General features: G+C 71.5%; 24 protein-coding genes. 6 read left to right on the plus strand and 18 right to left on the minus strand.

The window, feature by feature from the left end:
* Positions 1–47: 47 nt before the first annotated feature.
* From ACN27F_RS15450 to ACN27F_RS15480, 7 genes are all read right to left on the minus strand, one after another.
* The gene (locus ACN27F_RS15450) at positions 48–806 is read right to left on the minus strand and encodes a type III pantothenate kinase (protein WP_421434230.1); all 759 of its coding nucleotides are present in this window, start codon (positions 804–806) and stop codon (positions 48–50) included.
* Positions 807–827: 21 nt separating this feature from the next.
* Positions 828–1,739 carry a carboxylating nicotinate-nucleotide diphosphorylase gene (gene nadC, locus ACN27F_RS15455; protein ID WP_421434231.1) on the minus strand — a complete coding sequence of 304 codons (912 nt, stop codon included), beginning with the start codon at positions 1,737–1,739 and terminating at the stop codon, positions 828–830.
* Positions 1,724–3,427 carry an L-aspartate oxidase gene (locus tag ACN27F_RS15460; RefSeq protein WP_421434232.1) on the minus strand — a complete coding sequence of 568 codons (1,704 nt, stop codon included), beginning with the start codon at positions 3,425–3,427 and terminating at the stop codon, positions 1,724–1,726. Before ACN27F_RS15460 ends, nadC begins: the two co-directional genes overlap by 16 nt.
* A 138-nt stretch (positions 3,428–3,565) precedes the next feature.
* Entirely contained in the window at positions 3,566–4,471 is a 906-nt protein-coding gene (locus ACN27F_RS15465) for a septum formation family protein (protein WP_421434233.1), read from the minus strand.
* A 118-nt stretch (positions 4,472–4,589) separates the two neighbouring features.
* On the minus strand, positions 4,590–5,033 hold the full coding sequence (gene panD / locus ACN27F_RS15470) for an aspartate 1-decarboxylase (RefSeq protein WP_421434234.1): 444 nt from the start codon (positions 5,031–5,033) through the stop codon (positions 4,590–4,592).
* Positions 5,033–5,920 (minus strand): pantoate--beta-alanine ligase, encoded by an 888-nt coding sequence (panC, locus tag ACN27F_RS15475; protein ID WP_421434235.1) that lies wholly within the window; start codon positions 5,918–5,920, stop codon positions 5,033–5,035. Before panC ends, panD begins: the two co-directional genes overlap by 1 nt.
* Positions 5,917–6,837 (minus strand): Rossmann-like and DUF2520 domain-containing protein, encoded by a 921-nt coding sequence (locus ACN27F_RS15480; protein ID WP_421434236.1) that lies wholly within the window; start codon positions 6,835–6,837, stop codon positions 5,917–5,919. Before ACN27F_RS15480 ends, panC begins: the two co-directional genes overlap by 4 nt.
* A gap of 118 nt (positions 6,838–6,955) precedes the next feature.
* Here ACN27F_RS15480 and ACN27F_RS15485 point away from each other — a divergent pair, with 118 nt between their 5' ends.
* Together ACN27F_RS15485 and ACN27F_RS15490 are read left to right on the plus strand one after the other, a co-directional pair.
* Positions 6,956–7,960: an SAM-dependent methyltransferase gene (locus ACN27F_RS15485; protein ID WP_421440227.1), complete on the plus strand. Its 1,005-nt coding sequence runs from the start codon at positions 6,956–6,958 to the stop codon at positions 7,958–7,960.
* A gap of 83 nt (positions 7,961–8,043) precedes the next feature.
* Positions 8,044–9,198 (plus strand): NADH-quinone oxidoreductase subunit D, encoded by a 1,155-nt coding sequence (locus ACN27F_RS15490; RefSeq protein ID WP_421434237.1) that lies wholly within the window; start codon positions 8,044–8,046, stop codon positions 9,196–9,198.
* 47 nt (positions 9,199–9,245) lie between these two features.
* Here the strand turns inward: ACN27F_RS15490 and ACN27F_RS15495 are convergent, their stop codons facing one another.
* From ACN27F_RS15495 to ACN27F_RS15510, 4 genes are all read right to left on the minus strand, one after another.
* Positions 9,246–11,054 (minus strand): hypothetical protein, encoded by a 1,809-nt coding sequence (locus tag ACN27F_RS15495; protein ID WP_421434238.1) that lies wholly within the window; start codon positions 11,052–11,054, stop codon positions 9,246–9,248.
* A gap of 112 nt (positions 11,055–11,166) precedes the next feature.
* Positions 11,167–12,171, minus strand: a complete 1,005-nt coding sequence (locus ACN27F_RS15500; RefSeq protein ID WP_421434239.1) for a glycine betaine ABC transporter substrate-binding protein — start codon at positions 12,169–12,171, stop codon at positions 11,167–11,169.
* Positions 12,172–12,369: 198 nt separating this feature from the next.
* A complete protein-coding gene (locus ACN27F_RS15505; protein ID WP_421434240.1) occupies positions 12,370–13,110 on the minus strand; it encodes an ABC transporter permease in 741 nt (246 codons plus the stop codon).
* Entirely contained in the window at positions 13,107–13,802 is a 696-nt protein-coding gene (locus ACN27F_RS15510; protein ID WP_421434241.1) for an ABC transporter permease, read from the minus strand. The genes ACN27F_RS15505 and ACN27F_RS15510 overlap by 4 nt, the downstream gene beginning before the upstream one ends.
* 2 nt (positions 13,803–13,804) lie before the next feature.
* Between ACN27F_RS15510 and ACN27F_RS15515 the strand changes: the two genes are divergently transcribed.
* Positions 13,805–14,779, plus strand: a complete 975-nt coding sequence (locus tag ACN27F_RS15515; RefSeq protein WP_421434242.1) for an ABC transporter ATP-binding protein — start codon at positions 13,805–13,807, stop codon at positions 14,777–14,779.
* 19 nt (positions 14,780–14,798) lie between these two features.
* Here the strand turns inward: ACN27F_RS15515 and ACN27F_RS15520 are convergent, their stop codons facing one another.
* From ACN27F_RS15520 to folP, 7 genes are all read right to left on the minus strand, one after another.
* Positions 14,799–15,290, minus strand: coding sequence for a hypothetical protein (locus ACN27F_RS15520; RefSeq protein ID WP_421434243.1), 492 nt, complete (start codon positions 15,288–15,290; stop codon positions 14,799–14,801).
* Between the two features lie 42 nt (positions 15,291–15,332).
* Positions 15,333–15,653, minus strand: a complete 321-nt coding sequence (locus ACN27F_RS15525) for a hypothetical protein (RefSeq protein ID WP_421434244.1) — start codon at positions 15,651–15,653, stop codon at positions 15,333–15,335.
* Between the two features lie 34 nt (positions 15,654–15,687).
* Positions 15,688–17,163, minus strand: a complete 1,476-nt coding sequence (locus ACN27F_RS15530; RefSeq protein WP_421434245.1) for an ABC transporter permease — start codon at positions 17,161–17,163, stop codon at positions 15,688–15,690.
* Between the two features lie 162 nt (positions 17,164–17,325).
* A complete protein-coding gene (locus ACN27F_RS15535) occupies positions 17,326–17,793 on the minus strand; it encodes a DUF3180 domain-containing protein (protein ID WP_421434246.1) in 468 nt (155 codons plus the stop codon).
* A 142-nt stretch (positions 17,794–17,935) separates the two neighbouring features.
* Positions 17,936–18,463 carry a 2-amino-4-hydroxy-6-hydroxymethyldihydropteridine diphosphokinase gene (gene folK, locus ACN27F_RS15540; protein ID WP_421434247.1) on the minus strand — a complete coding sequence of 176 codons (528 nt, stop codon included), beginning with the start codon at positions 18,461–18,463 and terminating at the stop codon, positions 17,936–17,938.
* A complete protein-coding gene (gene folB / locus ACN27F_RS15545; protein WP_421434248.1) occupies positions 18,460–18,843 on the minus strand; it encodes a dihydroneopterin aldolase in 384 nt (127 codons plus the stop codon). The genes folK and folB overlap by 4 nt, the downstream gene beginning before the upstream one ends.
* Complete coding sequence (gene folP, locus ACN27F_RS15550; protein ID WP_421434249.1) at positions 18,840–19,727, minus strand: dihydropteroate synthase; 888 nt, start codon at positions 19,725–19,727, stop codon at positions 18,840–18,842. Before folP ends, folB begins: the two co-directional genes overlap by 4 nt.
* Before the next feature lie 330 nt (positions 19,728–20,057).
* On the opposite strand from folP, the gene ACN27F_RS15555 reads away from it, so the two are divergent.
* The 3 genes from ACN27F_RS15555 to ACN27F_RS15565 all read left to right on the plus strand — a co-directional run bounded on the left by ACN27F_RS15555 (position 20,058) and on the right by ACN27F_RS15565 (position 24,336).
* Complete coding sequence (locus tag ACN27F_RS15555) at positions 20,058–20,381, plus strand: hypothetical protein (protein ID WP_421434250.1); 324 nt, start codon at positions 20,058–20,060, stop codon at positions 20,379–20,381.
* Between the two features lie 15 nt (positions 20,382–20,396).
* Positions 20,397–20,759, plus strand: a complete 363-nt coding sequence (locus ACN27F_RS15560; protein WP_421434251.1) for a hypothetical protein — start codon at positions 20,397–20,399, stop codon at positions 20,757–20,759.
* A 307-nt stretch (positions 20,760–21,066) separates the two neighbouring features.
* Positions 21,067–24,336 (plus strand): ATP-binding protein, encoded by a 3,270-nt coding sequence (locus tag ACN27F_RS15565; RefSeq protein WP_421440229.1) that lies wholly within the window; start codon positions 21,067–21,069, stop codon positions 24,334–24,336.

The following is a 24,336-nucleotide window of genomic DNA, read 5'->3' on the forward strand; positions in this document are numbered from 1 at the left end:
TACTCAAGGAGCATCCGGCACTGCAGCCGACAAGCACCCGGGCGGGGTCAGGTGTTGCGTTCGTACACCATCCGCAGGCCGATAAGGGTGATCATCGGTTCGTGGTGGGTGATCGTCCGGCACTCGCCGATCACCACCGGGGCCAGTCCGCCGGTGGCGATGACGGCACTGAGCTGCCCCAACTCCGCAGCCATCCGCTCGACGATCCGGTCGACCTGACCGGCGAATCCGAAATACATCCCCGACTGCAGGCACTCCACCGTGTTCTTGCCGATCACCGACCTGGGTCGGGTCGGCTCGACCTTGCGTAACTGGGCGGCCCGGGCGGCCAGCGCGTCGAAGGAGATCTCGATGCCGGGCGCGAACGCCCCGCCCAGGAACTCCCCCCGGGCACTGATCACGTCGAAGTTGGTGGTCGTACCGAAGTCGACCACGATCGAGGGACCGCCGTAGAGCGTATGCGCGGCGAGGGTGTTGACCACCCGGTCCGACCCGACCTCCTTGGGATTGTCGATCGCCAACTGGACGCCGGTCCGCACGCCGGGCTCCACGATCACGTTCGGGATGTCGCCGTAGTAGCGGCCGAGCATCGTACGCAGCGAGCGCAGTGCCGCCGGCACCGTCGAGCAGGCCGCCACCCCGGTGATCTCCACCGCGTCACCGGCGAGCAGCCCACGGAACATCAGACCCAGCTCGTCGGCGGTGGACCGGGCGTCGGTCTTGATCCGCCAGGAGTGCACGAGCTTGTCACCGCTGAACGTGGCAAGCACCGTATTGGTGTTGCCGATGTCGATGCAGAGCAGCATGTGGTCTCCTCGACCGTTCGTTCAGCCGACGCACCGGTCGGTGCCGCCGGTACGCAGGTCCAGCGCGATGTCCATGATCGGAGAGGAATGGGTCAGCGCTCCCACCGACAGGAAATTCACTCCGGTCGCCGCGTACTGCGCCGCGTTGGTCAGGGTCAACCCGCCGGTCGCCTCCAGCTCGGCCCGGTCACCCACCGCGGCGACCACCTCGCGCAGCAGGTCCGGCGGCATGTTGTCGCAGAGTAGGTAGCTCGCTCCGGCCCGCACCGCCGCCACCGCCTCCGCCACGGTGGTCACCTCGACCTCGACGCTGACACCGGGGAACGCCGCCCGGACCCGCCGGTACGCGGCAGCCACCCCGCCGGCAGCCAACTTGTGGTTGTCCTTGACCATCGCCACGTCGTACAGGCCGATCCGCTTGTTGCCACCGCCGCCCACCCGCACCGCGTACTTCTCCAGCTCCCGCAGGCCGGGGGTGGTCTTGCGGGTGTCCAGCACCGTCGCCGTGCTACCCGACAGCGCGTCCGCCCAGGCCCGGGTGTGCGTCGCGATCCCGGACATCCGGCTGATCAGGTTGAGTACGGTGCGCTCGCCGGTCAGCAGGGTCCGCACCGGGCCGGTGACCGTGGCCAGTACGGTGCCCGGTGGTACCCGGTCGCCATCGGCCCGGTGCAGGCGTACCTCGATGTCGCCGCTACCCGGTGGCACCGCCTCGAAGACCACTGCGACCAGGGTCAGCCCGGCCACCACGCCACCCGCCCGGGCCACCAGCTCGGCCGCACCACGCTGGTCCGGATCGATCGTCGCCGCGGTGGTCACGTCCAGCCCGTCCGGACCGAGATCCTCGGCCAGCGCGCCGACCACGATCCGCTCGACCGTCACCGGGTCCAGGCCGCAGGCGCGCAGACCTGCGGCGGTCACCTCGCTACCCATGACGGCTCCCAGACGAGATCGGGCGCTCCGGCCAGGCCCAAGCTGGTGACCAGGTGGCCCGACCAGTCCGGCATGGCCTTCGGAAAGTCGTCACGCCAGTGACAGCCCCGGGTCTCCTGCCGGGCGTAGGCCGCCGCGACCAGCGCGGTGGCTACGGTGACCAGGTTAGTCGCCTCCCACGCGGCGGTCGTCGGCGTGTCCCGCCCGCCCGCCAGGTGATGCAGCGCAGCGGCGGTGCCGGCCAGGGTGAGCGCGGAACGCAGCACCCCGGCGCCCCGGCTCATCGACCGCTGCAACGGTTGCCGGGCGGCTGCGGGCACCACCCAGGCCGCGCCCCGGGTACCGTCGTCGCCGGCGGCCGGGTCGGCCTGGGCAGGTAGCTCACGGGCGATGTCCCGGGCGATCCGCCGGGCGAACACCAGCCCTTCCAGCAACGAGTTGCTGGCCAACCGGTTAGCTCCGTGTACCCCGGTGCAGGCCACCTCGCCGCAGGCGTACAGGCCGGGAATCGTGGTCCGGCCGTGCAGATCGGTACGCACCCCGCCGGAGGCGTAGTGGGCGGCCGGGGCGACCGGGATCAGGTCCTGCGCCGGATCGATGCCCGCCGCCCGGCAGGACGCGACGATGGTGGGGAACCGCTGAGCGAGGAACTTGCCGCCGAGGTGGCGGGCGTCGAGAAAGACATGGTCCCCGTCGGTCGCGGTCAGCACCCGGTGGATGCCCTTCGCGACCACGTCGCGAGGTGCCAGTTCGGCCAACTCGTGCTGGCCGATCATGAACCGCTTGCCGTCGTCGTCGACCAGGTGGGCGCCCTCGCCGCGCAGCGCCTCGGAGACCAGCGGCTGCTGCCCGCTGCCGAGCGGCCCACCGCCGGGCTGCCCCACTCCGGTCGGCACCACCAGCGCGGTCGGGTGGAACTGGACGAATTCGAGATCTGCCACCGCAGCACCGGCACGCAGCGCCACCGCGACCCCGTCACCGGTGGAGACCGCCGGGTTGGTGGTGGTGGCGAAGACCTGCCCCATGCCACCGGTGGCGAGCACCACGGCACGGGCCAGGATCGCCCCGACACCGTCCTCGCTGCCCTCACCGAGCACGTGCAGGGTCACTCCGCAGGCCCGCCCGTCGCGCTGCGCTCCGGCCCGCAGCAGATCGACCACGAGTGCGTGCTCGACCAGTCGGATCCACGGATCGCGACGCACCGCGGCATGCAGGGCACGCTGTACCTCGGCGCCGGTCGCGTCGCCGCCGGCATGCACGATCCGGTTGGCCCGATGGCCGCCCTCGCGGGTGAGCAGCAGCGCGCCGTCGGCATCGCGGTCGAATTCGGCACCGACCCGGATGAGTTCCCGGATCCGCGCCGGCCCTTCCTCGACCAGCACCCGCACCGCCGCCGGGTCGCACAGGCCGACGCCGGCGACCTCGGTGTCCTGGGCGTGCGCGGCCGGAGTGTCCAACGGATCGAGGACCGCGGCGATCCCGCCCTGCGCCCATCGGGTCGACCCGTCGTCGATGTTGACCTTGGTCACCACGGTGACGTGCAGCCCGGCCTCGCGCAGGTACAGCGCCGCGGTCAGGCCGGCGATGCCGGACCCGACGACCACGACATCGGTGGTTTCCGCCCAGCCCGGATCCGGCGCGGCGAGCCGGCCGGGTAGTAGGGGCAGGTCCGGGGTCTGGGCGAGCATGCGCCAAGTGAACCCCGCCGGCCGGTGCGACTGCCTGTCGGGGCGACCGGATGTGGGCAGGTGCACCCGGCCGGGGGCCGGTCGGCCGGCCGTTACTCGTACCGGTTGGCCGGCCACTACTCGTACTGGATCCGGCCACTACTCGTACTGGATGGGGAGCCCGTCGGTGCCCACGCCCTTCAGGGACCGGTCGACATCGCGCTCGTTGAGCCACAGGTAGCAGCGGACCCCACGGTTGCCGGCCGCCCATTCGGCGGCACCGCCGGGCAGCGAGATCACCCCGGTGCGGAACTGCAGGTTGTCGTCGATCGGAACGCCGGCATAGCCGCCGATGACCTTGCGGCATTCGGTGTGGAACTGGTTCCAGTCCCGGTCCCGGGTCGGGTACGGGATGTCCGGCGCCTGCCACACCCCGGCGAACTCCGCGTTGTGCGGCTTGTCACACTGCTCGGCCGGCATCGTGTCGATCGCCCCGTTACTGTCGTTTCGGACCGCGTAACAGGTCAGATGCAGCGGCGACGGCTCCGCGAGAGCGTCGCGCAGGCTGGCGGTACGGCTGGCCGTGCCGCCGTTGTCCTCGACGTTGGTGACCTCGGTGACGTCGCAGCGGAACCACCGGGCGCCGCCGCCCCAGGCCGCCGGCGACGGCACCGCCACACCGACCCAGAGCCGACCGAGCCGCCAGTCGGCGCCCACGTACTCGGCGGTCTCGGTGTCGCACTCGGCGTACGCGCCGCGCATCTCGGCGGAGCCCTGGGCGGGCGGCTCGGCCGCCTCGGCGAGGGCGTCGCCGAACGCGCCGACATGGACCGTCTCCACCCGGTGCGCGACCGAGCAGTCCACCGGGCTGTACGACGACAGGTACGCCGTCTCGGCGAAGTCACCCGGGTGGCAGACCTCGGCCGGTGGCACGAACGGGCTCGGCTCGGGGATCGGCGCCCAGCCGTTGGTCAGCTCCCCGTCGACCCCACCGGGCAGTCCACAGCCGGTCAGGCCGAGCGTTAGCGCTCCCCCGACCGCCACGGCAGCGGTCCAACGGCGCATCGTGTCCCTCCCCACGGGCACTGGCTGGCGGTCCGGACCGCCGAGCATACGTCACCCGCCGGCTACTGACCGCTCACCGGCCGCGTGACAGCGCGCCGCGGCGGTGACCGGTCCCACGCTACGGCGTGGCGACAACCGCCGGCCACTCGACGCCGTCGCCGCGCACCGGGTCACCGATCAGCCCGGCCGGTGCGCCGGCCGGGTCGGCGTCGAGGGTGACGACCCGGTTGGTGCCGTCGACGTGGACCACCCGTGGCTGGTACGCACGGGCCTCGGCATCGGTGAACTGGGCGTACGCGATCAGGATGACCAGGTCGCCTGGGTGGACCAGATGTGCGGCGGCACCGTTGATCCCGATCACTCCGCTGCCCCGGGCTCCCGCGATGACGTACGTCTCCAGACGAGCACCGTTGGTTACATCGACAATCGCCACCTGCTCGCCGGGGAGCAGGTCCGCCGCGTCGAGTAGCTCCTGGTCGACCGTGACCGAACCGACGTAGTGCAGGTCGGCCTGGGTGACCGTGGCCCGGTGGATCTTCGACTTGAGCATGGTGCGCAGCATCAGGGTCCTTCCGTTCCGGCACCGGTCAACTCCACCGGAGCGTTGTCGATCAGCCGGGTGTCGCCGACCCGGGCGGCGATCAGCAGCCGGGCCGCGCCGGTGGCAGGTGGCCCGAGGTCCGGGTCGGTGAGCGCCAGATAGTCGAGCTCGGCGGCACCCGCCGTGTGCCGGTCGAAGGCGGCCCGGCCGGCGGCCAGCGCCGTTTCGGGTGCCGCACCTGTCGCCGCCGCCTCGGCGCCGGTCCGCAACGCGGCGGCCAGCCCGAGCGCTACCTGCCGCTGCTGCGGGGTCAGGTAGCGGTTGCGGCTGGACCGGGCCAGCCCGTCCGGTTCCCGGACGGTCGGCACTGCGACGATGCGCACCGGCAGGTCCAGGTCGCGCGCCATCCGCCGGACCAGAGTCAGCTGCTGGTAATCCTTCTCACCGAAGAAGGCCAAGTCCGCCCGGGTGAGGTTGAGCAACTTGAGCACCACGGTGAGCACACCGTGGAAGAAACCGGGCCGGCTGGCGCCTTCCAGCACCTCCCCCAACGGCCCCGGGTTCACCCGGACCAGCGGCTCGCCGTCCGGATAGATCTCGCCGCGCCCGGGCGCGAACACGGCACCTACCCCGGCCCGCCGACAGATTTCCAGATCGTCATCGATGGTCCGCGGGTAGCGGTCGAAATCCTCGGTCGGGCCGAACTGCAACGGATTGACGAAGATCGTGACGATCACGTGGTCGGCCAGCGCGGCGGCGGCCCGCAGCAGCGCGGCATGCCCGTCGTGCAGCGCACCCATCGTCATCACCACGGCGACCGTTCCGGACCATCCGGCGCGCAACTCGGCGAGTTCGGCACGGGTCCAGACCACCTGCAGACCGGCCGGTGCCAACGGTGGCCGGCTCACCGCACCGGCTCCCGAGCCGGCGCGGTGACACTGGCCAGCACGTCGAGCAGGGGCACGGCCTCGGCCGCGGTGAGTCGGCCGGCGGCGATCGCGCGATCAGCGGTTCGCCTGGCCAGCGCCAGGTAGCTGGGCAGACTCTCCGGGGCGGTCCGGGCGAGCCGGTCCAGATGCCGGGCCACCGTGCCGGCGTCGCCACGCGACACCGGCCCGGTGAGCGCTGCGTCGCCGCGGGCCAGCGCGTTGTCCAGGGCCGCGTGCAGCAGCGGAGCAAGCACCCGGACCGGGTCGTCGACACCAGCGTCACGCAGCCGGTCAGTCGCTTCGTTGACGAGGGTGACGAGGTGGTTCGCGCCGTGCGCAAGCGCGGCGTGATAGAGCGGCCGGTCCGTCTCGGCCACCCACTCCACCGCACCGCCGAGCGCGCCGACCAGGCGCGTCGCCAGCGGACGCAGATGCGCGGCGGCGGTGACGCCGTAGCTCGTGCCGGGCAACCGGTCGAGATCGGCCGCGTCGCCGGTGAAGGTCATCGCCGGGTGCAGCGCGAGTGTCGCCGCCCCGGCCCGCGCGGCGGGGGCGAGCACCGCCAGCCCGTGCGCCCCGGAAATGTGCGTCACCACCTGGTCAGGGCGGATCGCCCCGGCGGCGACGAGTTCGGCCACGACCATCGGCAAGGCGTCGTCGGGGACGGCGACGATCAGCACCTCGGCGGCAGCGGCCACCTCGGCGGCCGGCCGGCGCGGTACGGCCGGTAGCAGGCGGCGGATCCGATCCCGGCTGGCCGGGCTCGATCCGGAAACGGCGGAGATCGGATAGCCGGCGGCCGCCAGCGCGGCGGCGAGCACCGCGCCCACCCGGCCGGCGCCGATGACGCCGACAGCGGGATTTGCCCTCGCCAGCGGGCGCGCCCGTGCGCTCATGATGTGATCCAGTCCTCGAAAACGTGGGTACCGGTCGATGACCAGTATGCGCCGCTGCCACATGCCCGAAACAACGGTGTGTGAAAACCTTCACCCCCTGATCTAGGGTGGGCAGGTGCTGACCTGGCGAGACGCGATCGCCACCGCTCTGTACGGGCCGCGCGGCTTCTACGTCACCGGATCGCGGACACCGGCCAGACATTTTCGGACCAGCGCGCAGAGCGGAACGCTGCTCGCCCGGGCGGTGCTACGGCTGGTGATCCGGGTCGACCAACTGCTCGGTCGTCCGGGCCAGGTCGATCTGGTCGACCTCGGCGCCGGGGGCGGGGAGCTGCTCGCCGCGGTGCATTCGGCCACCACAGGCGCCACGCCGGTGGCCGGTCGGCTGCGGCTGACCGGCGTGGACCTGGCTCCGCGACCCGCTGGGCTGCCCGACCAGATCCGCTGGCGGCACAGCCTGCCGCACGGATTCAGTGGGCTGCTGATCGCCACCGAATGGCTGGACAACGTACCGCTGGACGTGTCAGAGCGGGTCGACGGCCAACCGCGTTACCGGCTGGTCGATCCGGCGACCGGGATCGAGCGGCCGGGTGGCCCGGTCACCGACGCCGACGCCGCCTGGTTGACCCGTTGGTGGCCGGCGCTGCCCGACGGCGGGCGGGCGGAGATCGGCCGGCCCAGGGACGAAGCGTGGGCTGACGCGGTACGGGCGCTACGACGCGGCGCGGCCGTTGCCGTCGACTACGGTCATCGATCTTCCGACCGGCCGCCGACCGGCACGCTGACCGGCTTCCGCGCCGGCCGCGAGGTCGCCGCGATACCGGACGGCACCTGCGACATCACCGCTCATGTGGCGGTCGATTCGGCCGCTGCCGCCGGCGCCTCCGCCAATCCGCCCTACGGCCTGCTGCGCCAACGGGACGCGCTGCACCAACTCGGGGTGCACGGTCGGCGGCCGCCGCTGGCGACGGCAACCGCCGACCCGCACGGCTACCTGGCGGCGCTGTCCACGGCGAGCGCCGCGGCGGAGCTGACCGACCCGCACGGGCTCGGCGGACACTGGTGGCTGGTCCAGCCGGTCGGGCTGGCTGTCTCCGGCGAATCCCTGCTGGCCGGCGCCTGACGTCGGGCGCCTGCCGGCTCGCGCCCCACGCCGGGCGTGGCACGGTCGGGCGTGGCACGGTCGGGCGTGGCACGATGGCGGGCATGGACGGCGGCGGCACCGGAGTGCGCAGATTGACCGTCGGCACCGGCGCCGGCCTGGACACCGCCGACATGGTGCTCAACATCGGGCCGCAGCATCCGTCGACGCACGGCGTACTGCGGTTGAAGCTGGTACTCGACGGCGAGCAGGTGCTCGCCTGCGAGCCGGTCGTCGGGTACATGCACCGCGGTGCCGAGAAGCTGTTCGAGGTCCGCGACTACCGGCAGATCATCATGTTGGCCAACCGGCACGACTGGCTCTCCGCGTTCGCCAACGAACTCGGGGTGGCACTGGCCGTGGAACGGCTGATGGGCATCGAGGTGCCCGAGCGGGCGGTCTGGCTGCGGACCGCGCTGGCCGAGTTGAACCGGGTGCTGAACCACTTGATGTTTCTTGGCTCGTATCCGCTGGAGATCGGGGCGATCACCCCGATGTTCTACTCGTTCCGCGAACGCGAAACCCTGCAGACGGTGCTGGAGGAGGTCTCCGGCGGGCGGGTGCACTACATGTTCAACCGGGTCGGCGGGCTCAAGGAAGAAGTGCCGGCTGGCTGGACCCACCGGGCCCGGCGGGCTATCGGGCAGGTCGAGTCCCGGATGCCGGATCTCGACCGGTTGATCCGACGCAACGAGATTTTTCTCGCCCGTACGGTCGGAGTCGGGGTGCTGGACGCCGCTACCGCCGCCGCGTTCGGTGCCACCGGACCGGTCGCCCGCGCCAGCGGGCTCGACTTCGACCTGCGGCGCGACGAGCCGTATCTCGCCTACGGCGAACTCGACGTACCGGTCGTCACCCGGGCCGCCGGCGACTGCCATGCCCGCTTCGAGGTCCTGCTGGACCAGGTGTACGTCTCGCTGGAGTTGGCCAATCGCTGCCTGGATCGGGTCGACCAGCTCACCGGTCCGGTCAACGTCCGGCTACCCAAGGTGGTCAAGGCACCGGAGGGGCACACGTACGCGTGGACCGAGAACCCGCTCGGTGTCAACGGCTACTACCTGGTGTCCCGTGGTGAGAAGACGCCGTGGCGAATGAAGCTGCGGACCGCGTCGTACGCGAACGTACAGGCACTGGCCACGCTGATCCCCGGATGTCTGGTGCCGGATCTGGTGGCGATCCTCGGCTCGATGTTCTTCGTCGTCGGCGACATCGACAAGTAGCCGGCACCGACAGGCGGCCACTTTGCCGTTGGTCCAGAGACTGCGGGTCAGCGCCACCGGCGGTCGTCGGAGTACTCGTAGTCGGGGCGGCGCTCGGATCGCCACCGCTCTCCGTCCCAACTCGACTCCTCGTCACGGTAACGACGAGACCCCCGGTCGTCGTCGCGGTAGCGCCGGCCCGGGCCGTCGTCGTCGCGGTAACGACCGCCACGGTCATCCTCGCGATAGCGACCGGGCTCGTCCGCGTCACGGTAGCGGCTCGGTCCGTCGTCGCGGTAACGACCGCCACGCTCGTCGTCGCGGAATCGGCGTCCTGCTCCATCGCCGTAACGGCGTCCGGTATCGCTGCCACCGTCGCGGTAGCGACCCGGCTCCGCTGGCTCGTCGCGGTAGCGCCGGCCCGGGCCGTCGTCGTCGCGGTAGCGACCCGGCTCCGCTGGCTCGTCACGGTAGCGGCGGCCTCGACGGCCTGGCTCCGGGCCGGTCGCGTCGGACTGCGGTATCCACGGCGCCAACTCGGCGCCGCTGCCGGCCGGCAGCGCCGGCAGGGCACTGCGTGGCTGAGCGGCGTTGTCCGCCTGGGCGTCGGCTGCCCGCTGCCCCCACCGGGCGTCCCGCCAGGGCGGTTGGTCCGTGCCACGATCTGAACCGGACAGTGGTACGTCGAAGCGGCCGCCGCGGTAGCCCGAGCCTTCGCCCGGATCATCGCCGTCCCGGCCGGGCCGATCGCCGTAGCGATCCTCGGCGTAGCGCCCACCGCCGTACCGGTCGTCGCGGGTGGCACCGCGTGAACCGTAACCGTCCTCGCCCTGGGTCGCCGACCACCGTTCGGCTGGCGCGGCGTCGCCACCACGGCCGGCGTCCCAGCGGTCGTCACTGCGGCCACCGTACCGGTGCTCGGCGCTGTCGTCCCGGTCCGTGCCGGCGGACCAGCGGTCCTCAACCGGCTCACGCGCTCGCCGCTCGCTCCACGGCTCGTCCGCGGCGGCGCGCCGGCCACGGGCCGGTCGGGCCGACCATTCCCCGTCAATCGCCTCCCCCGCCCGCCCGCTGTAGCGGCTCCCGCCGTACACCGTGCCGCCACCAGAGTCATCGTCTGCGCGCGGATCGACCACGGTGTGCCGGGTGGTGACCTGGACGGTCTCGGTGTGCCGCACCACGCCGTTGGGCACCGGCTGGCGGGGCAGCACGGTACCGCTCACCGCCGGCACCGACGCCCGACCTGACTGGCCTGACTGGTACTGGCCGGCGAATCCGGTGGGGCCCGATGCCGGCGCCACCGCCGGTGCCGAGGTCGGCACCGCGGAGGCCGGCGCCACCGGGTCGAACGGGTCGCGGTCCGGCCGGTCATGGTCGGGCCGGTCGTATTCGGCCCGGTCCCGCCCCCAGTCCGGCACGTCGCGTGCGAATGCCTCGGCGCGGGCGGCCTCCGGCCGGACAGCTTCGGCCCGGGCGGTCTCGCTACGCACCACCTCACCACGAACCGCGTCGACCTGACCACGGAGCGCTTCGAAATTGTCCTGTACGGACTGCATCTTCTCGCCGAACGCCCGGTGAGTGGCCCGAACCGCGGTGGAAATGTCGTTTCGGACGTCCTCCCGAAGCACATCCATCTCTTCGACGAGCACATCCTCCATATCGGCACGCATGGTTTCCATGCCACCACGCAACGTGATGGACAAGCCGATCAGAACAACCGATGCGATAGCGATCACCATCGCTAGCCGCATCGAACCGTCACCATCGCCCAGCAGCAGCAAAACCGCAGCTAGCGGCGCAAGTGCGAGACCGCCCCAGGAAAGCCACTTGAGCGGCACCGTACGGCGCGGCTCCTCTTCGGCCTCGGGAGCGGACATGGCTGTGGAGCCTACCCACTTCTCCAGATCAACGGAAAGGGCAGCGCCGTATGTCCGGGTGGGTAGGCTCCACTCGAGATTCGGCCGGCGGCACCGGGCCCCGGCCGAAAAGCTATCCTGCGGCCAACTCGCCGTCCGAGGAGAAGACCAGGCCGACGCTGATTTCCCCGGTGGTCAACGCGGTCTTGGTCTGCGGACCGCCGGCGTCGAGCGAACTGAACTCACCGGCCCGGAAGTCGTACACTTCCTCCAGACCCTGCTGGCACTTCGGCCGCTGTGGGCACTCCGGCGGACCGCCCAGGACGGTCGCGGCGCCAGAGCACTTCTCGGCCAGCTCGGACAGCGTGCGCACCCCGTACTGCTCGGCGAACTCGCTGGTCACCGCGAACGCGTTCTGGTCCTGCGCCGCCGACGGCTCACCGAAGACGATGCCCACCTGCTCGCCGACCCGGCGCAGCCCGGACATGGTCTCGTCCAGGTCCGGCGACGAGATCGGCGTCGCGTCCGCGCCCTCGATCTTGTTGTTGATGAAGTCCGCCATGGTCGCGGCGTACTCCGGCACCACCTGGATCTCGCCGGACTCCAGTGCCGGCTCGTACAGCTCCCGGTTGCCGATCTGCTGCACGGTCACGTCGTAACCCGCCGCGGTCAGCACGATCCGGTAGAGCTCACCGAGGGTCTCGCTCTCGCTGAAGTTGGCCGCGCCGACGGTCAGCTCACCGCCCGGTCCGGTGGCGATGCCGTCGGTCAGCCCGTTGGCGGCGGCGAACTCCTCGGCGGCCACCGCCGGCGTCTGCCGGTCGACGTCGACCGCCCGGTTGAGCTGGATCAACCGCTCGGTGTCCAGCGCCGCCGACACCTTGTCCAAGGCCGCGATGAGCTCCGGCGTCGCGGCGTCGGCGTTGACCGCAGGCACGATGTTGTCGGTGTTCTGCAGCTTCTGATCGTCCTCCAGCACCACCAGCTGGTCGCCAGCGACCGGCGCGCAGCCCGCCCCGGTCGCTGCGGCCTGGGGCGCCTCGGCGCCCGACGAGCCGGCCTCACCGCAGCCGGCGAGAATTCCCGCCGCAGCGAGGGCTCCGGCTGCGCCCAGAGCGATCCGTGTCCGCGCGTGCATACCTGCCCGCCTCCCGTGTCCCGGCGCGACCCCCTGCGGGCCGGCCGCGTGTCCGACGGGCACGGCAAGACCCCCGGCGCGGGCCGGGCTGCCGTCACCCGTTCCCTTCACCGAACATGGTTGCAGCGGGGTCCGACAACTATTGAAGATCGGTTGTCATCAGATCGTCACCCGCCCCGTACCGCCGGTGCTCCCGGCTCAGGCCGCGCCCACCGCGCTGGCCTGCTCGCCCGCCCGCCGCCCGGCCCGGCGCAGCGGGTGCGGGGTGAGGGCCCGTTCCAGCACGGCGAGCAGCCCTTCGGTGATCATCGCGAGCAGCGCGACCAGCAGCCCACCGGCCAGGATCTGGCCGCCGCCGACGGAAATGCCCAGGCCGAACCCAGCACTGATGAGCTGCCCGAGTCCGCCGCCGTTGACGAACGCGGCGAGCGCCGCCGTCGCCACCACCTGCACCGCAGCGGTACGGAAGCCCGCCGCCAGGTACGGCACCGCCAGCGGCAGCTCCACCCGGCGCAGGACCTGCCAGCCGGACAGTCCCATTCCCCGCGCGGCTTCCCGCACCTCGGGATCGACCTGGCGCAGCCCGGTGAAGGCGTTCGCCAGCAGCGGCGGTACGGCGAAGACCGCCAAGGCGATGATCACCGGCGGTTTGCCGAAGCCCAGGAAGGTCAGCGGCAGGATGGACAGCAGGGCGATCGTCGGCACCGCCAGGGTGACGTTCGACAGCAGCACGACCAGCCCGCCGCCGCGCCCGACATGGCCGAGCCACAGCCCCAGCGGCCAAGCGACCAGGCAGCCGACGGCCACCGCGGCCGCGGAGATGAACAGATGCTCGCCCAGCCGGTCCAGCACCCCGCCCGGGTTCGTCCAGTTCAGCGGATCGTTGAGCCAGACCACCGCCTGTCCGACCGGATTCGCGGCGGACACGGAGCTGCTCATGACGCGGCCCGCCGGGCCGCCCAGGGCGTCAACAGCCGGCCGGCGGCGGCCAGGACCAGATCCAGCAGCAGGGCCAACGCGATGCTGAGCAGCGTACCGGTGAGAATCTGGGCCTTGTAGAAGTTGTTCCGGAAGCCGCTGAAGATCAGGTCGCCGAGCCCGCCGTAGCCGATCAGCGAGCCGATGGTGACCAGCGCGACAGTGGACACCGTGGCGAGCCGCAGCCCGGTGACGATCCCCGGCAGGGCCAACGGCAACTCGATGCGCAGCAGCCGGCCGAACCGGCCGTACCCCATGCCGTCGGCCGCCTCGATCGTGGCCGCCGGAACCTGGCTCAGCCCGGCCAGCGAGTTGCGGGTAACCAGCAGCAGGGCGTACAGCACCAGGGCGATCAGCACCGATACCGGGTTGGTCGCCCCGACGTAGGGTGCGACGAGGGCGAGCAGCGCCAGCGAGGGGATGGTGTAGAGCACGCCGGTCAGCGTGAGGATCGGCCCGGTGAGCGGGCGGAACCAGTACGCCGCCACGGCCAGCGGGACCGCTATCACCGCGGCGATCAGCACCGCCTGTACGGTGAGGGTGACGTGCTCGGACAGTGCGGCCAGGATGGCTTCCGAGTTGTCCCGCAGATACTGGCCGGAGAACCACGGGTTGCCTGGATCGGCCCGGTCGGCGAGCAGGTGGAAGGACACAGGTGGACGGTACCCTGCGGGACGCCGGCGGCGCGGCGGCGATCACTCTCGCCGGCATCGGCAAGCGGTTCCCGGACGGCACCCAGGCGGTGCACGACCTCACGCTGCGGATACCGGCCGGGCAACTGGTGGTGCTGATCGGCCCGTCCGGCTGCGGCAAGTCCACCATCCTGCGCATGATCAACCGGTTGATCGAGCCGACCTCCGGGCGAATCCTGCTCGGTGAGGAGGACGTCACCCGGGTGGACCCGGTGCAACTACGCCGCCGCATCGGGTACGTCATCCAGCACGTCGGCCTGTTCCCGCATCAAACGATCCGGGCCAACGTCGGCACCGTGCCGCGGTTGCTGCGCTGGTCGCGGGACCGGATCCGGAAACGGGCCGACGAACTGCTGGATCTCGTCGGCCTGGAGCCGGCCCGGTACGCGAAGCGCTATCCGCACGAGCTCTCCGGCGGACAGCGCCAACGCGTCGGAGTCGCCCGGGCGCTCGCCGCCGACCCGGTGCTGCTGCTGATGGACGAGCCGTTCTCCGCGGTCGATCCGATCGCCCGGGGACGGCTACAGGAGGAGTTCCTGCGCCTGCAGGCCACGGTACGCAAGACGATCGTGCTGGTCACCCACGATCTGGACGAAGCGGTCCGGCTCGGTGACCGGATCGCCGTTCTGTCGCAGGGCGGTCGGCTGGAGCAGTACGCCGAGCCGGCGCATCTGCTCGGTGCCCCGGCGACCCCGTTCGTACAGGAATTCGTGGGCACCGACCGGGCGATCCGGCGGCTCGCCGTCACCCCGGTCGCCCCGGACCTGCTGGCTCCACCGGACGGACCCGGGGAGCTGCCGGTGGTGGCGCTGGGCACCTCGCTGTACGACGCGCTGGCCGCGATCCTGGTCGCCGGGACGGAGCACGCCCGGGTCGTCGACGCCGCCGGGCAACCGGTCGGACTGCTCGACCGACGTCGAATCCTCGACGCCGGTTGAGCGGTCCGACCGGCCAGGGTCAACGCCGGCCACGCCACCCGCCGAGGGTGGCGATGCCGACCACCCAGCCGACGAAGAAGCCGTACCGGGCACCGGAACCGGCTGCTTCGAAGGCGCCCAGCAGCGACGGGTTGGTCTGCACCAGGGCGGTCAGCAACGCGGCGAACGCGCCGGCGAACACGTACGCGGCCCAGCCCGCGAAGAACTGACTGACCGTCCCTCTGGCCCGGGCGAGCTGGGATCCGGGCAACAGGAACAGGAACAGGGCGGTGAACGCGACGACGAGGATCGCCCGCAGGTCGGCGGCGATCAGGTCCTGGATGGACGCGTCGGAGTCGAACCGCCAGCTCGGCCAGGCCAGCAACTGCAGAAACCAGCCTCCGGCCGTGCCCGGGTCCGCATTGGCTTCGGCCCAGTCCGCGTACCAGGGACTACCGAAGATGAGTACCAGCAGGAGTGCCGCGATGGTGCCCGCACCGGTCGCGGTCTTGTATCGGTTGGTGAGAGCCATGGCGCCGGTAGTTCCCAACGCCGGCCGACCGGCAAACCTAGCTCACCTGCGGTGAGTTTCGCCAAGCAGGTAATCGATGAACGCGGCCCGGAGCAGCGGCTCGGACTCGCCGTACTCGTGGCCGGTGAACTCCCGCCACATGGCCACCGCGTCCTCGACGGTCGGGCCGATCGAGTTGGGTGCGCCGTCCAGTTCGCTGGCCTCGTCGGCACGGGACAGCCGTTGGGTGATCGACCAGAAGAAGCCGATGTCCTTACGCTCGCGGGCCAACTCGAACGACCGCTCGCGCAGCTCCTCGGTGGGCAGCTGGTCGAGCTGCTCGAAGGTGGGCAGTGCGTGGTTCGGGGCGGACGACTCGGTCATGCGCCGAGCCTAGCCCCGGCCGGTGAGCAATGCGTCAGCGTCCGGACATGTCCCACCGCTCGCCGCCGTCCCACCGCTCGCCGGCGTTCCAACTGTCCCGGGTGCCGGTCGGCTGGGCGGGTAGGGTCGACGACCACGATTCCTGGGCGGTGTGGCCGGACTGCGGCCAGTTTTCGCCGGCCGGCTGCTGAGCCGACGACCAGTCCTCGTCGGCGTCCCCGCGATCGTCGTCGGTTCCGTCGTCAGGGTCGTCGTCGACCTCGTCGTGGTCGGCCGGACGGGGCCGACCGTAGGCCTCGATCAATCGGGTGACCGCCAGTCCGACCGCCATGGTCACCGCACCGGTCGCGTAGAGCGCGATGTCGAGATCCCGCAGCTCGGCATAGTGGATGAAGATCGTCACGCTGACGACCGCGAGGAGACCGCCGAAGACACCACCCCGGCGACCGAAGACGCTGGTGCCGCCGAGCAGCGCCGCGCCGATGGCGAGAATCGACCATTCCAGGCCGGTCGTCGGGTTGACCGGGCCGCTGCCGACGGCGGCGAGCAACACCCCGCCGACCGCGGCGAAGACCATCGACACGACGGTGGCTCCGGTGGTCAGCAGGGCGGCGAGTGCGCCGCGCCGCTCTGCCGGATCAGCGACCGGGCGGAACCGCCCGACCGTCCGCCGGATCGTCTTGATCGTGCCGAAGGCACCGCCGAGCACGGCCAATGCGGCGAAGCCACCGAACAGGTACAGGGCGTGACCGGCGGGGTCGTACTCGCCTTGCAGGTCGACCGGGCCGGGACGCTGCTGGATGAAGACGATCGCCACGGCGGCGGCGATCAGGCTCGCCGCCCAGCCGGGTACCTGTAGTCCGGTGACCAGCACACCGGTGCCCAGGCCCAGGACGACGGCCCAGATCATCGCGGTGACCAGCACCGGGACCACCCCGTTGTCGCCGTTCTCGGCGAAGTGCAGCGCGGCGGCCACCGCGACCGGCCCGATGGCCAGGTTGGGTGCCCCGGCCCGCAGCGTCACCCCGGCTGCCAGGACCAGCAGGCCCAGACCGGTGGCGTAGGCCAGCAGCCGGTCGAGCGTGCCCGCCCCGATGACGCCGGGATCCTCCTGGTAGACCAGGTAGCCGAGCCCGGCGACGACGGCCGCCAGGATCACTTCCCAGGTCACGTGTACGCCGAGACGGTCGCGCCCGCGCTCGCCGTGCCGCGGATCGTCGAATACGTCGTCGAGGCCGTGGGACCGTCCCCGACGGCGGGAGCGCCCGGCGCGCCGGCCGGCGGCGTGTCCGGTACGCCCGCCGCCGCGCTCGGCCGCATCCGTAACGTCTTCGCTGCTGAACTGGTCCGTGGTGGTGAAGGCACTCGCCGAATACCCGGTCGTCGACCGGTAGCCGGCGTCCGGGTTGTATGCCGGGCCGCCGTACCGGTTGTCGTCGGTACGGCTGTGGCCGGCAGGCTCCGGGGTGTCGGTGCTGCGCCGGCGATAGGGCGAGTCGTCGTACGCCATATCGCGTCTCCTCTGGTCGGTACGTCGACCAGTGGCGTCACGCGGATGTCGCGCTACGGCCGGACCGGTCGCAGGCACCGTACCCGCGACCGGGTCCGGCCGTCACCCCCCGTGTCCGCAGCGCATCGCCGACGCCGGTCGACACGGGACCCGGCGGGCCGGTCAATCGATGGTCTGGTCCGGGTCTTCGGAGTCCTCCGGCCGGTCCGGCACCCGGCAGGACCGCTCCAGCCACAGCGCCGCCGCGACCAGGGCGGCTGCGGCCGCCAGCCCGCCTCCCGCCGCCGGCAGGTCGTTGCCGGCCGCCCGCGTCTGCTGGATGAACAGCCACAAGACCAGGCCGGCGTAGAAGCCGGCGAAGATCGCGCCGGCCAGCGCCGAGGCTTTGGCGAGGACCACGAAGCGCGCCACCAGCAACGGGTTGACCGGGTCCTGTCCCGCCCGACGGTCGATGCGTGCCCGGGTGTTCAGCGCCGCATATCCTTCGAATACGGCCAATGCCGCTAATGTCACCGTGGGTAGCCAGGGAAAGACCGGCATCCGTACGTACCAGTTGCTGATCACCAGCCAGCCGACGGCCGCCGCGGCGAGTGCCGCCACCACGAGCGTGGACAGCTTGGTGGTCTCCATCCGTGGCTCGTCCGGTCCGCGTCCCCGCGGGCTGACGCCGGGCCCGGTCACGGCCGGACCCGCACGGGCGCCGCGCTGGTGAGCAGTCGTTGTAGCGCGGCACCCGACACCGACCCGATCGCAGTGATCGACAAACGCACGTTCACCGTGCCGACTCTAGCGGCAGATCCGGCCGGGGGCGCAGTTCGAGCAGTTCCGCAGCGACCGGATCGCGGCCGAGCAGGTCGGTGAGCCACCCGTGGCCGGGCAGGTAGCCGAACGGCTCGATGTCGATCCACGGGCGCAGCACGAATCCCCGCAGGTGCGCCCGTGGGTGCGGCAGCGTGAGCTCGGGATCGTCGCTGCGCACCGCCGTACCGTCGGCGGACCACACCGCCACGACGTCCACATCGAGGCTGCGCGGGCCGTACGGGCGGGCCGGATCGCGCACCCGCCCGGCGGCCAGTTCGAGCGCCCGGCAGCGGTTGAGCCAGTCGGACGCGGCGGCGGTTTGATCGACGACGATCGCCGCGGCGTTGAGATAGTCCGGTTGCTCCGGATCCCCCCACGGCGGCGTTTCGTAGACACCGGAGACCGCCACCAACACGTCGTCCAGCGCCCGTACCGCCGCCCGCAGGTGGGCGTGGCGGTCGCCGAGGTTGCCGCCGAGGGCGAGCACCGCGCGGGTCACGGCAGTTCACCAGCGGTATCCGTCCGCGCACGGGTGAGCGTCACCGCGACGTCGGCGAACTCGTACGGGATCGGGGCCTGGGGCTTGTGGACGGTGACCATGGCCGACCGGACCCGGCGGTCGGCCAGGCAGGCGGTCGCGAGCCGGTCGGCCAGTGTCTCGATCAGGTTCACCGGCTCACCGGTGATGATGCCGACCAGCTCGTCGGCCAACTCGCCGTAGTGCACCGTGTCGGCCACCTCGTCCGACCGGATCGCCGGCGCGAGGTCGAGAGTGAGCACGACATCCACCACGAAGTCCTGACCATCGGCCCGCTCGGCCGGATAGACGCCGTGCCGGCCGCGCGCCCGCAGGCCGGTGAGCAGGATCCGGTCGGTCATCGGGGCATTCCCGTCGCGCCGGCGGCCGGCGGTCCCGTTCCGGTGGTGGCCAGTGCCGGCCGGCCGCTCGCCTGCCAGACCGCGAGCGCGTCCACGGTGTCTCGCACATCGTGCACCCGTACCCCCCAGGCGCCGGCGGCGACGGCCAGCACGCTGGTGGCGATGGTCGCGGCCCCCCGCTGACCGACCGGGCGGGGCTCGCCGTCCGGGCCGGCCAGCAGCCGGCCGAGATAGGACTTGCGACTGGCGGCGAAGAGCACCGGATAGCCGAGGCTGAGCAGCTCGGGCAGGCCGATGGTGAGCTGCCAGTTGTGCTCGGCGTGCTTGGCGAAGCCGAGCCCCGGGTCGACGATGATCCGCTGTGGGTCGACACCGGCGGCGAGCGCGTCGTCCACCCGGGCGCCGAGCGCGGCCCGGACCTCACCGACCACGTCGGTGTACCGGGCCAGGTCCTGCATCCGGTTGGAATGGCCTCGCCAGTGCATCAGGATCCAGGGGCAGCCGGCGCCGGCGACCACCGCCGCCATCTGCGGATCCGCCAGTCCGCCGGAGACGTCGTTGACCACCGACGCGCCAGCGGCGAGCGCGGCGTCGGCGACCGCCGCCCGGGTGGTGTCGATGCTCATCGGTACACCCGCCCCGGCCAATGCCCGGATCACCGGTAGCACCCGGGCGTTCTCCGTCTCGGCGTCGATCCGGACCGCTCCCGGGCGCGTCGACTCGCCGCCGACGTCGATCAGGTCGGCGCCCTCCTCGTACAGGCGTACGCCATGGGCGACCGCGGCCTCGACGTCGGCGTAGCGACCGCCGTCGGAGAACGAGTCGGGCGTGACGTTGAGGACGCCCATCACGACCGGCCGGGCCGGTCGTAGCAGATCGGTCACGGGTAGACGGTACCGGCGCCGGTGGCCGGCCGGCGGCAGCGGGTTCACTGGGTACGCTCGAACCAGTCAACAGTGCCGTGCGGGCGCCACCGGTCGAGATCCAGGCAGCTTGTACCAGACAGGGGTGGCCCGTACGCTTTGCATTTGCGGGCGATCAGTAAGGCCGAAGGTCGAGAAGAAGGGCCGAAATTGGACAAAGAGCCCATATTTGTTCACCGTACGCGGTGATCGACAGACGCAGGGTCAACATCGCGGCATGACCCACAGCGTTCCCGAGGCTTGACGGCTGCCGCGCCCCGGCCAAGCCGGCCGCACACCGGGGAGGTACCCATGATCGACACAGCGCTCGTCGAGACGTTCCGCGCCGCAACGGCGTCCGCGCTCGACATCCTGCCGCCACTTGCCGCCGTGGCCGGCGAGCCCGACACACCGACGGGCTTCAACACCGAAGGCGTTGTCTCGTTCCTTGCCAGCAAGGTCGCACCGATCCTGCTGGCGATCCTCGGAGTCATCTTCATCGGCCGAGCCAGCAAGGGCGAGATCTCCAAGGTGCTGACCAGCTCCGCGATCGCGATCGTGGGACTGGCGTTCATCGCCGGAGCGGCGACCCTCTTCTTCGTCGGCGACTTCCTCATCGATCTGATGTTCGAATAGGACGCGGGGCACGAGATGCGGCTGCGTACCGACGACGACATCTACCGGGCCCGCCTGGTCTACCTGGGCCCGCCCGGGTACACGTTGCCGATTCACCTGCCGTATGCGCAGTACGGGGTTTTCATCCTGTTGGTCCCGTTCTATATGTTCGTCCACTGGCTCTTCACGTTCACCGTGGAACTCTTCCCGGCCTGGGAGATCGCTCTGGCGATCGTCACCACCTCTTTCATCTTCCGGTACGTGGACCCGGACCGACCGGCCCGGATGGTTGTCCGGACCGCCCTCACCGACTGGCGCCGCACCCGCGAGCCCGCCACGGAACAGCGGGACCCGAGACTGACCGCCAGCCACATCAGGATCCGGGAGGAGCTGGCATGACGTGCACCCAGCACCGGGCGGCCACCAGCGTGCGCTCCGTCAGTCGCCCAGACCGGTCCGGCAGCCGCTCCGGCGAGGCGATGGCATGAGTCGATCATTCCCGCCGGGCTCTGCTCGCCCGGCCGGCCAGCAGGCTGACAACGGCAGTAACGGTAAGCAATCAAGCGACTACCATGCTTCCGACCTCGACGGCAGGCCGCCCGAGACCGAACTGGTCACCAGCCCGAGCCACGGCGCCGTGGCGGTCTTCCAGTCTCCGGCGGCAGCCCGCGGCCCGCGTAAACCACCCGTTCCACCGGCGACGCCGGTGCCGGCGCCCCGGGGCGACGTGAGCGATCACACCGACATCGATTCCCCCTTTCTCGACCTGTTCGCCGGAACGAATCCGGCCTCACCGCGGGGCGGGAGCGGCACCCGCGAACCACGGCACGCAATTCCGCCCCCGGCCCGGCCCGCGATCCCACCACCGGCAGCCGCACCCGCGATCGAGCCACCGGCAGCCGCGCCCCGAGCGACGACCCGGCCTGAACGACCGACGCCGGCTCAGCCCACGGCACACGAGCAGCCCACGGCACACGAGCAGCCGGAGCCGCCGCCGGCATACCGACCGGCACCGCCGCGCGCGTCGGCACCGCCACCCCGTCAGCCGGCACCGCCATCCCGACCCACAGCGCCCTACCAGCCCGCGCCCTACCAGCCCGCGCCAACCCAGCCGACGCCATCCTTGCCACCGGCCGGGTCCGAGCCGGTTCCGGATTCAGCTGCCGGCCAGCGGCCGGTCACCGGGACGCCACCGGCCGACGGGCCTGTTCCGGTCGATCCGCCCCAGGGCGGTACCTCCCAGTGGCAGCCCTCGCCGCGAGGACGACGGCGGACCGCCACCGCGGGAGCGGAGCCGGCGCGCCGCGACAGAGCGGAGCCGGCTCGCCGCAACGGACTGGAGCCGGCCTCGCGGGACAGGGCGGAGGCGACCCGGCGGGACAAGCCGATCAAGCCGGTACCGATCAAGCCGCCGAAGGTCAAGTTCACCGATCGTGACCCCGCCGCCGAACTCGCCATCACCGAGATCGCCGGCCACCTGACCTTCACTCCGAACACCGTCACCGCCTGGTACTGGTTGCCCGAGGTCCGCTGGGCGTTCCGCCCGGACGCCGAACGCGAGGTTCTGCTGTCGGCCATCTCCGAGCAGTACGCCGGCCTGGCCGGGTTCCGTCTCCACCTACGCCGCACCACCCGGCCGTTCCCGGCCGACGAGTGGGCCCGCACCATCGATTCGCTCACCAGCGACCCGCTGCCGACCGTCGCCGGCGGCACCTCCTGGTCCGATCACCTGGTCGCCGCCCAGCGGCACCTGATGTCGGTCAACCACGCGGAAGGCCAGACCTACCTGGGCATCACCTTCGCCCGCCGGTCCCTCGGCGACTCGCTGACCGAGCGGGTGTTGCGGGTGTTCGGCCGCGGGGTGGCGGAAAGCGAACGCCGCCGGCTCAGCCGGATGGTCGACCAGTTCGACGAGGTGCTCGGGGCGTTCGGAATGCGGGGCCGGCGGGTCACCGCCGGCGAACTGGAGTGGCTGCTCTACCGCTCGGTGGCGTTGTGCATGGCGCCACCGACGATGCTCTCGCCGGTGCGCGACGGCAACTGGGACCGTGGTGACCTGCTGGCGCTCACCGAACAGATCGAGCGCTACCGCACCCCGTACGGCTCGACGTTGAAGCTGGTCAACCGGATGAGCGGCGAGGAGCGGCACGTGGCCGTGCTCGCGGTGGGCCGGATGGAACCGCTGGAGATTCCGGAGCGGCACGAGCCGTGGATGCACTTCCACGAGCGGCTGCCCTGGCCGATGGAGATCAGCTCCCGGGTGGACCTGCTCGGCCCGGCCGACTCGTTCCGCAACCTGGAGCACCGGCTGCGGATGATCCGCTCCCAGCAGCTCGACTACGCCGAGCACGGCATCGACGCACCGCCGGAACTGGAACGGCTCGCCAAACGGGCGTTGCACATCGGCGACGAGATGACCACCGGACTGCCGGTGGAATCCGCTCGGGCACACGGCTGGCACCGGGTCGCGGTCGGCGGACGGACCCGGGAGGAGTGCCTGGAACGGGCCCGGCGGCTGATCCAGCTCTACTCCCGGGAGATGCGCATCTCCCTGCAGCATCCGAAGAACCAGGACTGGTTGGCCCGGGAGTTCATCCCCGGCGAGCCGGTGGCCAACACCGGATACATCCGGCGGATGCCGGTCAAGCTGCTGGCCGCCGCCGTGCCCCAGGCGGCGTCGACGGTCGGCGACCGGCGCGGCGACCTGATCGGACGTACCGCCGGCACCTGTCGCCGGCCGGTCTTCCTGGACCTGCACTTTCCGATGGAGGTCCGGGAACGCTCCGGGCTGGCGGTGTTCGTCGCCGAACCGGGCGGCGGCAAGTCGACGCTGCTCGGCGCGCTGGGATACCTGGCGGCCCGACGCGGGGTCCAGGTGACCCTGCTCGACCCGTCCGGCCCGCTGGCCCGGCTGTGCGCGATGCCGGAGCTACGACCGTACTCACGGGTGCTCAACCTGACCGGTTCCGAGCAGGGCACGCTCGCGCCGTACTCGCTGATCCCGACACCGGTGCGCGGCGAGTTCGCCGTCGGTACGGCCGGCGACCGGGAGTACGAGATCGCCGTCTCCAACGCCCGTGCCGAGCGCCGGATGCTGGTCCAGGACATCTGCATGATGCTGGTGCCGCCGCAGGTGGCCCGCGAATCGTCGACCGCGACGCTGCTACGTCACGCGGTACGGCAGGTGCCGGCCGAGGAGACCTCGACCCTGGACGACGTCGTGGCCTGCCTCAACGGCGTCGACGAAGACGGCCGCGAGCTGGCCAACCTGCTGCTGGACACCGCCGAGATGCCGTTGGCGCTGCTGTTCTTCGGTTCCCCGACACCGGGGCTGCTCGGCGCGGACGCCGCTCTCACCGTGATCACCATGGCCGGGCTGCGGCTGCCCGACCTGAAGATCGAGCGCGAATACTGGTCCGCCGAGGAGGCCCTCGCGCTACCGATGCTGCACACCGCACACCGGCTCGCGGTCCGGCGCTGCTACGGCGGCTCGATGTCGTCGCGCAAGCTGGTCGGCCTGGACGAGGCACACTTCATGGAGGGCTGGCGTTCCGGGCGCTCGTTCCTGGTCCGGCTGGCCCGCGACTCCCGTAAGTGGAACCTCGCCGCGCTGGTCTCCTCGCAGAACCCGAAGGACATCCTCGGGCTGGACGTGCAGAACCTGGTCTCCACCGTCTTCGTCGGCCGTATCGCCGAGGACGAGGAAATCGCCGCGGAGGCGCTGCGGTTGCTGCGCGTACCGGTCGACGACGGCTACGAAGCCACCCTCGCCTCGTTGTCCGCGGTCGACAGTTCCTCGGCGCACCGGCTCGGCTTCCGCGAGTTCGTCATGCGCGACGTCGACGGTCGGGTGCAGAAGGTACGGGTGGACGTCTCGTACGTCGAAGGGCTGCTCGACCACCTGGACACCACACCGGGGACGCCGCAGGCGGCACCGGCGGGTCCGCCGTCGGCGCTCCGTGACCTGGAGGTGTGA

It is taken from the genome of Solwaraspora sp. WMMB335, from assembly GCF_049179075.1.
GTDB lineage: Bacteria > Actinomycetota > Actinomycetes > Mycobacteriales > Micromonosporaceae > Micromonospora_E.

Coding starts and splice junctions, on each gene's coding strand:
- ACN27F_RS15450 (WP_421434230.1), bottom strand. CDS start 806: ATGCTGCTCTGCATCGACATCGGCAACACCAATACGGTGCTTGCCACG.
- nadC (WP_421434231.1), bottom strand. CDS start 1,739: ATGGGTAGCGAGGTGACCGCCGCAGGTCTGCGCGCCTGCGGCCTGGAC.
- ACN27F_RS15460 (WP_421434232.1), bottom strand. CDS start 3,427: ATGCTCGCCCAGACCCCGGACCTGCCCCTACTACCCGGCCGGCTCGCC.
- ACN27F_RS15465 (WP_421434233.1), bottom strand. CDS start 4,471: ATGCGCCGTTGGACCGCTGCCGTGGCGGTCGGGGGAGCGCTAACGCTC.
- panD (WP_421434234.1), bottom strand. CDS start 5,033: ATGCTGCGCACCATGCTCAAGTCGAAGATCCACCGGGCCACGGTCACC.
- ACN27F_RS15480 (WP_421434236.1), bottom strand. CDS start 6,837: ATGAGCGCACGGGCGCGCCCGCTGGCGAGGGCAAATCCCGCTGTCGGC.
- ACN27F_RS15490 (WP_421434237.1), top strand. CDS start 8,044: ATGGACGGCGGCGGCACCGGAGTGCGCAGATTGACCGTCGGCACCGGC.
- ACN27F_RS15495 (WP_421434238.1), bottom strand. CDS start 11,054: ATGTCCGCTCCCGAGGCCGAAGAGGAGCCGCGCCGTACGGTGCCGCTC.
- ACN27F_RS15500 (WP_421434239.1), bottom strand. CDS start 12,171: ATGCACGCGCGGACACGGATCGCTCTGGGCGCAGCCGGAGCCCTCGCT.
- ACN27F_RS15505 (WP_421434240.1), bottom strand. CDS start 13,110: ATGAGCAGCTCCGTGTCCGCCGCGAATCCGGTCGGACAGGCGGTGGTC.
- ACN27F_RS15520 (WP_421434243.1), bottom strand. CDS start 15,290: ATGGCTCTCACCAACCGATACAAGACCGCGACCGGTGCGGGCACCATC.
- ACN27F_RS15525 (WP_421434244.1), bottom strand. CDS start 15,653: ATGACCGAGTCGTCCGCCCCGAACCACGCACTGCCCACCTTCGAGCAG.
- ACN27F_RS15530 (WP_421434245.1), bottom strand. CDS start 17,163: ATGGCGTACGACGACTCGCCCTATCGCCGGCGCAGCACCGACACCCCG.
- ACN27F_RS15535 (WP_421434246.1), bottom strand. CDS start 17,793: ATGGAGACCACCAAGCTGTCCACGCTCGTGGTGGCGGCACTCGCCGCG.
- folB (WP_421434248.1), bottom strand. CDS start 18,843: ATGACCGACCGGATCCTGCTCACCGGCCTGCGGGCGCGCGGCCGGCAC.
- ACN27F_RS15555 (WP_421434250.1), top strand. CDS start 20,058: ATGATCGACACAGCGCTCGTCGAGACGTTCCGCGCCGCAACGGCGTCC.
- ACN27F_RS15560 (WP_421434251.1), top strand. CDS start 20,397: ATGCGGCTGCGTACCGACGACGACATCTACCGGGCCCGCCTGGTCTAC.